This is a genomic window from Amycolatopsis sp. NPDC005232 (assembly GCF_040607795.1).
GTDB lineage: Bacteria > Actinomycetota > Actinomycetes > Mycobacteriales > Pseudonocardiaceae > Amycolatopsis.
On the sequence record NZ_JBEXHL010000039.1, the window covers coordinates 77,618 to 88,169 of the forward strand.

Consider the following 10,552-nt stretch of genomic DNA (forward strand, 5'->3'; position numbering starts at 1 on the left):
TCGTGCATAATCATGCGTATGACGGTGAAGATCGCGGTGGCCGGCGCGAGCGGCTACGCGGGCGGTGAACTGTTGCGCCTGTTGCTGACCCATCCGGAAGTCGAGATCGGTGCGCTGACGGCGGCGAGCAGCGCGGGGACGCTGCTGGGCACGCACCAGCCGCACCTCGCGCCCCTGGCCGGGCGCGTGCTGGCCGAGACGACAGCGGAGACGCTGGCCGGCCACGACGTCGTGTTCCTCGCGTTGCCCCACGGCCACTCGGCCGAGGTCGCGGCGCAGCTCGGACCCGACGTGCTCGTGGTCGACCTCGCCGCCGACCATCGGCTGGCCGACCCGGCCGACTGGCAGCGCTGGTACGGCGGCGAGCACGCCGGGCAGTGGCCCTACGGCCTGCCCGAGCTGCCCCGCGCGCGCGAGAAGCTCGTGGGTACCAAGCGCGTCGCCGTCCCCGGCTGCTTCCCGACCGGCGGCTCGCTCGCCCTCGCCCCGGCGCTGGCCGCGGGCCTGGTCGAGCCCGACGTCACGGTCGTGGCGGTCACCGGCACGTCCGGCGCGGGCAAGAGCCTCAAGCCGAACCTGCTCGGGTCCGAGGTCATGGGATCCGCCAGCGCGTACGGCGTGGCGGGCAAGCACCGGCACACCCCCGAATTCGCCCAGAACCTCTCCGGTGTGGCGGGAAAGCCGGTGACCGTGTCCTTCACGCCCGTGCTCGCCCCGATGCCACGCGGCATCCTCACCACCGCGACGGCGCCGCTGATCGGCGACATCGACGAGAACACCGTGCGCGAGGTGTACGAGAAGGCCTACGACGCCGAACCGTTCGTGCAGCTGCTGCCCGCGGGTATGTGGCCGGCGACGGCTTCGACGCTCGGGTCGAACAACGTCCAGCTCCAGGTGGGCGTGGACGCCGACGCGGGCAGGCTCGTCGTGATCTGCTCGATCGACAACCTCACCAAGGGCACCGCGGGCGGTGCCGTCCAGTCGATGAACCTGGCGCTCGGATTCCCCGAGACCACCGGACTTTCCACCGTGGGAGTGGCACCGTGACCGTCACCGGCCCGAAGGGCTTCCGCGCCGCCGGCGTCGCCGCAGGCATCAAGGCCTCCGGCGCGCTCGACCTCACGCTCGTCGTGAACGACGGCCCGCTCGACGTCGCCGCGGGCGTGTTCACGCGCAACGTGATCAAGGCCGCGCCCGTGCTGTGGTCGCAGGAAGTCCTGAAGCAGCAGAAGCTCAAGGCAGTCGTGCTCAACTCGGGCGGCGCCAACGCAGCGACCGGCCCGGGCGGGTTCCAGGACACGCACGCGACCGCGGAGAAGGTCGCCGAGGTCCTCGACCTCGGCGCGATCGAGGTAGCGGTGTGCTCCACCGGCCTTATCGGCGAGCGGCTCCCCATGGCCGCGGTGCTGTCCGGTGTGGACAGTGCCGTGAAGGCGCTCGACGCGAGCGCCGAGGCGAGCCTGAACGCGGCGTCCGGCGTGATGACCACCGACACCAAGCCGAAGCAAGCGTTTGCGAAGCACGACGCCGGCTGGAGCGTCGGCGGCTTCGCCAAGGGTGCCGGCATGCTGGCGCCGAACCTGGCCACGATGCTGTCTGTCCTCACCACGGATGCCGTGGCGGACAAGGAAGTTCTCGACCGCGCGTTGCGCGCCGCCACCCGCGTCACCTACGACCGGCTCGACGTCGACGGCGGCACGTCCACCAACGACACAGTACTGGCGCTCGCGTCCGGCGCGAGCGGGGTCGAGCCGACGGAGGCCGAGCTCACCGAGCAGCTCACCGCCGTCGCCCACGACCTCGTGCTGCAACTGCGCGCCGACTCCGAAGGCGCGACCAAGGACGTCGATGTCACGGTGCGCGGCGCCGCGTCCGAGGACGACGCCGTGGTGGTCGCCCGCACGATCGCCGAGGACAACCTCGTGAAGACGGCGCTGTTCGGCTCCGACCCCAACTGGGGCCGCATCGCCATGGCGCTCGGCCGCGCGCCCGCGCGCATCGACCCCGAGACGGTGTCGATCACGATCAACGGCGTCACGCTGTTCGCGTCCGGCACCACCGCCGCGGACCGCTCGGCCGCCGACTTGTCGGGGCGCGCCATCGAGATCGTCGTCGATCTGGGCGTCGGCTCGGCCGAGGCCACGATCTACACCACCGATCTGTCCCACGGCTACGTCGAAGAGAACAGCGCCTACTCCTCATGACCGGCACGGAGGACCTGATTTCCGCGGACGACAGGCTCGAGACGGCGGCCGAGAAGGCCGGGGTGCTCATCGAGGCGCTGCCGTGGCTGCAGCGGTTCCACGGCGCCACCGTGGTGGTGAAGTACGGCGGCAACGCCATGATCGACGACACCCTCAAGGCGGCCTTCGCGCAGGACATGGTGTTCCTGCGCCTCGCCGGCCTGCGCCCCGTGGTCGTGCACGGCGGGGGACCGCAGATCACCGCAATGCTCACCCGGCTCGGCGTCGAGGGCGAGTTCAAGGGCGGTCTGCGCGTGACGACGCCCGAGACGATGGACATCGTCCGCATGGTGCTGGTCGGGCAGGTCAGCCGCGAGCTGGTCGGCCTGATCAACGCCCACGGCCCGTACGCCGTCGGCATCTCCGGCGAGGACGCGCGCCTGTTCACCGCCGAGCGCAAACAGGCCACTGTGGACGGTGAACAGGTCGACATCGGCCTCGTCGGCGAGGTCGCCGCGGTGAACCCCGACGCGGTGCTCGACATCGTCAACGCCGGGCGCATCCCCGTGGTGTCCACGGTCGCGCCCGACATCGACGGCGTGGTGCACAACGTCAACGCCGACACCGCCGCGGGCGCGCTGGCCGCGGCGCTGGGCGCGGAGAAGCTCGTGGTGCTCACCGACGTGGAAGGCCTCTACGCCAACTGGCCCGACCGCTCGTCGCTGATCGACCGCATCCAGGTCGACCGCCTGGAGAAGATGCTGCCCGAGCTGGCCAGCGGCATGATCCCGAAAATGGAAGCCTGCGTGCGCGCGGTGCGCGGCGGCGTGCACCGCGCCCACGTGATCGACGGGCGCCTCGCCCACTCCGTGCTGCTGGAGGTCTTCACCTCCCGCGGCGTCGGCACGATGGTTTACCCCGAGCCCACCCTTTACCCGGAAAACACAGGAACGGAGCTCCCGTGACCACCCCGACCTCGAACGAGGCGAGCCGGCAGCACTGGCAGTCGGCCCTGATGGACAACTACGGCACCCCCGGGCTGACGCTTGTCCGCGGCGAGGGCGCGAGGGTGTGGGACGCCGAGGGCACCGAGTACCTCGACCTCGTCGGCGGCATCGCGGTCAACGCGCTCGGCCACGCCCACCCCGAGGTGGTGCGCGCCGTCTCCGAGCAGATCGCGACGTTGGGCCACACGTCGAACCTGTACGTGAACCCGGTCGCGCTGGAGCTCGCCGAGGCGCTGCTCGACGTCGCGGGACTGACCGGCCAGGGCAAGGTCCTGTTCGTGAACTCCGGCGCCGAGGCCAACGAAGCGGCGCTGAAGATCAGCCGTCTGACCGGCCGCACCAAGGTCGTCGCGGCGGAGGGCGCGTTCCACGGCCGCACGATGGGGTCGCTGTCGCTCACCGGCCAGCCGGGCAAGCGCGAACCGTTCGCACCGCTGGTCCCCGGGGTCACGCACGTGTCGTTCGGCGACGTCGAAGCACTGCGCGCGGCCGTCGACACCGACACCGCCGCCGTGTTCCTCGAGCCGTTGCTCGGCGAAGCCGGCGTGATCCCCGCGCCCGACGGCTACCTGCAGGCGGCTCGCGAGATCACCAAGTCGACCGGCACGCTGCTCGTGCTCGACGAGGTGCAGACCGGCATCGGCCGGCTCGGCACCTGGTTCGCCTTCCAGCAGACGGGCATCGTCCCTGACATCATCACGCTCGCGAAGGGTCTCGGCGGCGGGCTGCCGATCGGCGCCGTGATCGGCATCGGCGCGGCGGGCGAGCTGCTGAAGCCGGGCCAGCACGGCACCACGTTCGGCGGCAACCCGGTCTGCTGCGCCGCCGGGCTGGCCGTGCTGCGCACGATCGCGCGCGACAACCTGCTCGACCACGTTTCCTCGCTGGGCAAGGACATCGCGACCGGCGTCGAGGCGCTCGGGCACCCGCTCGTCAGCGGTGTGCGCGGCGCCGGGCTGCTGCTCGGCATCACGCTGCGCGAGCCGGTGTCCGCGGCGGTCGCCAAGGCCGTGCAGGAAGCCGGCTACCTCGTCAACCCCGTCGCACCGGACACCATCCGGCTCGCCCCGCCGCTGGTGCTCGAGGCCGAGCAGGCCCAGGCCTTCCTGACCGCACTCCCGGACGCGCTCGACTCCACCACCACGAAGGATCCGAACTGATGCCTCGCCACTTCCTCCGCGACGACGACGTCAGCCCCGCCGAGCAGGCCGCGCTCCTGGACCTCGCCGACGCGCTCAAGGCCGACCCGCTCGGCAACAAGATCCTGGCCGGCAAGACGGTCACGGCGATCTTCGAGAAGAACTCCACCCGTACGCGCTTCTCGTTCGAGGTCGGCATCAGCCAGCTCGGCGGGCACCCGGTGATCGTCGACGGCCGGTCGATGCAGCTGGGCCGCGAGGAGACCATCGAGGACACCTCGCGCGTGCTGTCGCGTTACGTCGACGGCATCGTGTGGCGCACCTTCGCGCAGAAGCGCATCGACTCCATGGCGTCGGTCGCGTCGGTGCCGGTCGTCAACGCGCTCACCGACGAGTTCCACCCGTGCCAGGTCCTCACCGACCTCATGACCATCCGCGAGCGCAAAGGCAAGCTCGCCGGGCTGACACTGGTGTACCTCGGCGACGGCGCCAACAACATGGCCCACTCGCTGCTGCTCGGCGGCGTGACCGCGGGCATGCACGTGCGCGTTGTCTCGCCCGAGGGTTTCCAGCCCGACCAGCAGGTGATGCTCGACGCGAAGCACCGCGGCACCGAGACCGGCGGCAGCGCGGCCGTGTTCACCGACCCGCACGACGCCGTCGCGGGGGCCGACGTGCTGGTCACCGACACCTGGACGTCCATGGGCCAGGAGAACGACGGCCTCGACCGCATCGGCCCGTTCCGGGCGCTGCAGGTCAACGCCGAGCTGCTCAAGCGCGCGGCCGACGAGGCCATCGTGCTGCACTGCCTGCCCGCGCACCGGGGCTGGGAGATCACCGACGAGGTGCTCGACGGCCCGGCCAGTGCGGTGTGGGACGAGGCCGAGAACCGTCTGCACGCCCAGAAGGCGCTGCTGGTCTGGTTGTTCGAGCAGAGCGGGCGATGACCGGCAGCCGGGTCGGGCGCCAGGCTCGCATCACGGAGCTGGTGTCCACGATGGCCATCCGCAGCCAGACCGAGCTCGCCAAGCTGCTCGCGGCCGAGGGCATCGAGGTCACGCAGGCGACGTTGTCGCGCGACCTCGACGAGCTCGGTGCCGTGAAGCTGCGCGGCGCCGACTCGGGGGCGCCGGTCTACGTCATCCCCGAGGACGGCAGCCCGGTGCGCGGGGTGCAGGGTGGTACGTCGCGGTTGTCCCGGCTGCTCGCGGAACTGCTCGTCTCGGCCGACGCGTCCGGCAACCTCACCGTGCTGCGCACGCCGCCCGGCGCCGCGCAGTTCCTCGCGAGCGCGATCGACCGCGCCGCACTGGAGGAGGTCGTCGGCTCCATCGCCGGCGACGACACGGTGGCCGTCATCGCTCGCGAACCGTTGAGCGGCCGGGATCTCGCGGAGCGGTTCACCGCGCTCGCCCGGCGCTCGGCGGAGGGCGAGGAGCTGTGACCACCGTCCTCGCCTACGCCGGTGGCCCTGCCGGCTCGGCCGCGCTGGCCGACCTCGCGCGGGAGACGGATGTGGTCACGGTCTCCGTCGACCTCGGCGCGGCCGACGTCGACCTCACGGCGCTGCGTGAGCGGGCCCTGGCGGCCGGCGCGGCGGAGTCGATCGTGGTCGACGCGCGCGCCGAGTTCGCCGACGAGCACTGCCTGCCCGCGCTGCAGGCCAACGCGTTGCTGTACGACCGTTATCCGCTCGTGGGGTCCCTGGCTCGCCCGCTGATCGAGAAGCACGTGACCGCGATCGCCCGCGCGCGCAACGCCGATGTCGTGTGGCCACGCGAACAGCGCGGAAAGCTGTCTGCCGACCGCACGCTCTGGGGCCGCGCCGTCGTGGTCAGCGACCCCGATCCGTGGCACGGACCCGGTGACGTCTTCGCGTACACCGAGGACGCCTCGGCCAACATCGACGCGCCCGACGAAGCCGTGATCACGTTCGACCGCGGGGTGCCCGTGGCCGTCGACGGCGAGACGGTGAGCGTGGCCGAGGCCGTGGTGCGGCTCGGGCACCGCGCCGGCGCCCACGGCGTCGGCCGGTTCGACCTCGCCACCGACGGCTGTGACCTCGGGCGCGAGATCTACGAAGCCCCCGGCGCGTGGGTGCTGATCACCGCACACCAGGAGCTGGAGAACCTGACACTGGACCGGGACCTGGCCCGGTTCAAGCGTTCGGTCGACCGGCGCTGGACCGAGCTCGTCCACGACGGGCTCTGGTCCTCGCCGCTGCGCGAGCCGCTCGACGCGTTCGTGCGGCACAGCCAGGAGCACGTCTGCGGCGACGTCCGGCTGGTGTTCCACGGCGGCACCGCCGTCGTCACCGGGCGCCGCGGCGAAGAGCCCGCCGGACGCGGCAGGCACCTGCGCCCCGTCGGCCGGCGGTACCGTCCCCTGACCGGGCAGGAGCACCCGGACCACCCGACCCACCGGGCGTCGTGAGACGCCCGAGGCAGAAAGGCAGAACGTGAGCGCGAAAGACCAGCCGGTGGCCCTGTGGGGCGGCCGGTTCGCCAGCGGACCGGCCGAGGCGATGGCGGCGCTGAGCGCCTCCACCCACTTCGACTGGCGCCTGGCGCCCTACGACATCGCCGGCTCACGGGCCCACGCCCGCGTGCTGCGCAAGGCGGGGCTGCTCACCGACGCGGAGCTGGCGGGCATGCTCGAGGCGCTCGACACGCTCGCGCAGGACGTGGCCTCAGGCGCGTTCACGCCGACCGTGGCTGACGAAGATGTGCACACCGCCCTCGAACGCGGGCTGCTGGAGCGCGCGGGCACGGAGCTGGGCGGCAAGCTGCGGGCGGGCCGCTCGCGCAACGACCAGGTGGCCACGCTGTTCCGCATGTGGCTGCGCGACGCCGCGCGCCGCGTGGTCGCGGGCACCCTCGACGTGGTCGACGCCCTCGTTTCTCAGGCGCAGCGCCACCCCGAGGCCGTCCTGCCCGGCCGTACCCACCTGCAGCACGCGCAGCCGGTCCTGCTCGCGCACCACCTGCTGGCCCATGGCCAGGCGCTGCTGCGCGACGTCTCCCGCCTGCGCGACTGGGACGCCCGCACCGCGGAGTCGCCGTACGGCTCGGGCGCGCTGGCCGGCTCGTCGCTCGGCCTCGACCCCGAGGCCGTAGCCACGGAGCTGGGCTTCGACACGAGCGTGGAGAACTCCATCGACGGCACCGCTTCACGCGACTTCGTGGCGGAGTTCGCGTTCGCCGTCGCGATGCTCTCGGTGAACCTGTCGCGGATCGCCGAAGAGGTGATCATCTGGAACACCGCCGAGTTCGGCTACGTGACCCTCGACGACGCGTGGGCCACCGGCAGCTCGATCATGCCGCAGAAGAAGAACCCCGACGTCGCGGAGCTCACGCGCGGCAAGGCGGGCCGCCTCATCGGCAACCTCACCGGACTGCTGGCGACGCTGAAGGCACAGCCGCTCGCGTACAACCGCGACCTGCAGGAGGACAAGGAGCCGGTGTTCGACTCGGTCGAGCAGCTGGAGCTCCTGTTCCCGGCGATCGCGGGCATGCTCGCGACGCTGACCTTCCACACCGACCGGCTGGCCGAGCTGGCCCCGGCCGGCTTCACGCTCGCCACGGACATCGCCGAGTGGCTGGTGCGTCAGGGCGTGCCGTTCCGCGTGGCCCACGAGGCGGCGGGGGAGAGCGTGCGCGTGGCCGAGGGCCGCGGCGTCGGCCTCGACGAGCTGACCGACGAGGAGTTTCGCACCATCAACCCGGCCCTCACGCCGGCGGTACGCGAGGTGCTCACCGTCGAGGGGTCGGTGCGTTCGCGCAACGCCCGCGGCGGCACGGCGCCCGAGCGCGTGGCCGAGCAGCGCGAGCGCCTCGTGGACCGGGTGACGACCGTGCGGCAGTGGCTGAAGTAGCGCGCCGGACCGGCCGGGGAGCCTGAGCTTCCCGGCCGGACCGATCACCCGGGAGCCGGCGGTTAGGCTGGGGCGGAATGAGGGGAGCACGTGTGGACCGGTTGTTCCGGCGCGAGGAACTGGCACTGGACCCGGTCGACCTGGGGCACCTGCTGCTCGGCGCGGTCCTCGAGGCCGACGCGCCCGACGGAACCGTCGGCGTGCGGCTAGTGGAGGTCGAGGCCTACCGCGGCTTCGACGATCCGGCGTCGCACAGCTTCCGCGGCAAGACCCCGCGCAACGCCCTGATGTGGGGCCCGGCCGGGTATCTGTACGTGTACTTCGTCTACGGCATGCATTTCTGCGCCAACGTCATCAGCGGGGAAGACGACGAGCCCGGCGGGGTGCTCCTGCGCGCCGCCGAAGTGGTGCAGGGCGCGGACATCGTGCGCGCCCGGCGCCCCCACGCCCGCGGGAACGGCGAGCTCGCCAAGGGACCCGCCATCCTCACGTCCGTGCTGCGTGTCGACCTCACGCAGAACGGCGTGGACCTCACGGACCCGTCCTCGCCGGTCCGGCTGCGTGTGGGGGAGCGCGTGCCGCCCGAGCGGATCCGCAGCGGTCCGCGCGTCGGCGTCGCCACGGGGATCGACACGCCGTGGCGGTTCTGGGTCGACGGCTCGCCCGCCGTGTCCACCTACCGGCGCGGCGGCAAACGGCGGCAGGTGCGCCCCGCGGGTTAGTCGCTTGACCTGGTGCGGGAGGATCTACAGGTGTGAGTGAGCACATCCTTGACGAGCTGTCCTGGCGCGGCCTGATCGCGCAGTCCACCGACATCGACGCATTACGGCGAGACCTCGACCAGGGACCCCTCACCCTCTATTGCGGCTTCGACCCGACCGCGCCCAGCCTGCACGCCGGCAACCTCGTCCCGCTGCTGATGCTCAAGCGCTTCCAGCGCGCCGGGCACCGGCCGATCGTGCTGGCCGGCGGTGCGACGGGCATGATCGGCGACCCGCGCGACACGGGGGAGCGCACGCTCAACACCCTCGACGTGGTCGCCGAGTGGGCGGGGCGCATCCGCGGGCAGCTGGAGCGGTTCGTCGAGTTCGACGAGTCGCCGACGGGCGCCGTGGTCGAGAACAACCTGAACTGGACCGGCCAGCAGAACGTGCTGGAGTTCCTGCGTGACGTCGGCAAGCACTTCTCGGTGAACGTGATGCTCAACCGGGAGACGGTGAAGCGCCGGCTCGAGTCCGATGGCATGTCCTACACCGAGTTCAGCTACCTGCTGCTGCAGTCGCAGGACTACCTGCAGCTCTACCGGCAGTACGGCTGCACGCTGCAGGTCGGCGGCTCTGACCAGTGGGGCAATCTCGTCGGAGGGGTCGACCTGATCCGGCGGGTCGAGAGCGGCAGCGCGCACGCGTTGACGGCGCCCCTGGTCACCGACGCCGAGGGCCGCAAGTTCGGCAAGTCCACCGGCGGCGGGAACCTGTGGCTCGACCCGGAGATGACCTCGCCGTACGCCTGGTACCAGTACTTCGTGAACGTCGGGGACGCCGACGTGATGCGCTACCTGCGCATGTTCACCTTCCTCACCCGGGAGGAGATCGACGCGCTGGCCGAGGACACCGAACAGCGGCCCCACCTGCGAGCGGCGCAGAAGCGGCTCGCTCAGGAGTTCACGGACCTCGTGCACGGCGAGGACCAGACGCGGCAGGTCATCGCGGCCAGCCAGGCGCTGTTCGGGCGCGGTGAGCTGGGTGAGCTCGACGCGAAGACGCTCGACGCGGCGATGGCCGAGGTCCCGACCGGCAAGGCGTCGGACGAGTCGACGATCGTCGACCTGCTGCTCGCCGGGGGACTGGTGGACAGCAAGGGCGCCGCGCGCCGCACCGTGAAGGAGGGCGGGGCGTACGTGAACAACGTGAAGATCGCCGACGAGGAGTGGAAGCCGGCCGCTTCCGACGCGCTCCACGGGCGTTGGCTCGTGGTGCGGAAGGGCAAGCGGAACATCGCCGGCGTCAGCCTCGGCGGCTGATCCCGGCCGACGGCCCGAAACAGGGCTCTGACCTGCGGGAACGCGGTTAAGGTACCCCCCTGTTTCGGGCCCTTTCGGGCCATGTAAAGTTCTCCAAGTCGCCAGGGAAACCGGGCGGCCACCGGGACACGAACCAAGCTCTCGCCTCAGGCGATTGAGTGGGTGGCCCAAACAACAAAGGCTTGAAACAACGCCGATGGTTGGTGCGCACTGAGTGCGGGTTGACTTGAAGTGTGTTGCTTGAGAACTCAACAGTGTGCTAGTGAACTAAGCCAGTAGAGCTTATATGTAACCTCGTATGAGGTTCCTTTGAGAAAACTAGATTG

At 71.2% G+C, this 10,552-nt stretch carries 10 protein-coding genes; all 10 read left to right on the forward strand.

The genetic code is table 11. The features are described from left to right. Window positions 1-18 precede the first annotated feature (18 nt). Entirely contained in the window at window positions 19-1,047 is a 1,029-nt protein-coding gene (argC, locus tag ABZU76_RS43620; RefSeq protein ID WP_354881874.1) for an N-acetyl-gamma-glutamyl-phosphate reductase, read from the forward strand. Then, on the forward strand, window positions 1,044-2,204 hold the full coding sequence (argJ, locus tag ABZU76_RS43625) for a bifunctional glutamate N-acetyltransferase/amino-acid acetyltransferase ArgJ (RefSeq protein ID WP_354881877.1): 1,161 nt from the start codon (window positions 1,044-1,046) through the stop codon (window positions 2,202-2,204). The genes argC and argJ overlap by 4 nt, the downstream gene beginning before the upstream one ends. After that, entirely contained in the window at window positions 2,201-3,148 is a 948-nt protein-coding gene (gene argB / locus ABZU76_RS43630; protein WP_220241950.1) for an acetylglutamate kinase, read from the forward strand. Before argJ ends, argB begins: the two co-directional genes overlap by 4 nt. Further along, window positions 3,145-4,350 (forward strand): acetylornithine transaminase, encoded by a 1,206-nt coding sequence (locus ABZU76_RS43635; RefSeq protein ID WP_354881880.1) that lies wholly within the window; start codon window positions 3,145-3,147, stop codon window positions 4,348-4,350. Before argB ends, ABZU76_RS43635 begins: the two co-directional genes overlap by 4 nt. After that, window positions 4,350-5,276, forward strand: coding sequence for an ornithine carbamoyltransferase (gene argF, locus ABZU76_RS43640; protein ID WP_220241948.1), 927 nt, complete (start codon window positions 4,350-4,352; stop codon window positions 5,274-5,276). Before ABZU76_RS43635 ends, argF begins: the two co-directional genes overlap by 1 nt. Further along, entirely contained in the window at window positions 5,273-5,773 is a 501-nt protein-coding gene (locus ABZU76_RS43645) for an arginine repressor (RefSeq protein WP_220241947.1), read from the forward strand. The genes argF and ABZU76_RS43645 overlap by 4 nt, the downstream gene beginning before the upstream one ends. Continuing rightward, window positions 5,770-6,762 (forward strand): argininosuccinate synthase domain-containing protein, encoded by a 993-nt coding sequence (locus ABZU76_RS43650; RefSeq protein WP_354881885.1) that lies wholly within the window; start codon window positions 5,770-5,772, stop codon window positions 6,760-6,762. The genes ABZU76_RS43645 and ABZU76_RS43650 overlap by 4 nt, the downstream gene beginning before the upstream one ends. A 25-nt stretch (window positions 6,763-6,787) precedes the next feature. Then, window positions 6,788-8,203: an argininosuccinate lyase gene (gene argH, locus ABZU76_RS43655; protein ID WP_354881888.1), complete on the forward strand. Its 1,416-nt coding sequence runs from the start codon at window positions 6,788-6,790 to the stop codon at window positions 8,201-8,203. A 77-nt stretch (window positions 8,204-8,280) separates the two neighbouring features. Then, complete coding sequence (locus tag ABZU76_RS43660) at window positions 8,281-8,925, forward strand: DNA-3-methyladenine glycosylase (RefSeq protein ID WP_354881891.1); 645 nt, start codon at window positions 8,281-8,283, stop codon at window positions 8,923-8,925. A 32-nt stretch (window positions 8,926-8,957) separates the two neighbouring features. Next, window positions 8,958-10,226, forward strand: a complete 1,269-nt coding sequence (gene tyrS, locus ABZU76_RS43665; RefSeq protein WP_220241943.1) for a tyrosine--tRNA ligase — start codon at window positions 8,958-8,960, stop codon at window positions 10,224-10,226. Window positions 10,227-10,552: the final 326 nt, after the last annotated feature.

Excerpts from the sequence above, each read along its gene's own strand:
- argC (WP_354881874.1), top strand. The coding sequence starts at position 19 with ATGACGGTGAAGATCGCGGTGGCCGGCGCGAGCGGCTACGCGGGCGGT.
- ABZU76_RS43660 (WP_354881891.1), top strand. The coding sequence starts at position 8,281 with ATGAGGGGAGCACGTGTGGACCGGTTGTTCCGGCGCGAGGAACTGGCA.
- argF (WP_220241948.1), top strand. The coding sequence starts at position 4,350 with ATGCCTCGCCACTTCCTCCGCGACGACGACGTCAGCCCCGCCGAGCAG.
- ABZU76_RS43645 (WP_220241947.1), top strand. The coding sequence starts at position 5,273 with ATGACCGGCAGCCGGGTCGGGCGCCAGGCTCGCATCACGGAGCTGGTG.
- argB (WP_220241950.1), top strand. The coding sequence starts at position 2,201 with ATGACCGGCACGGAGGACCTGATTTCCGCGGACGACAGGCTCGAGACG.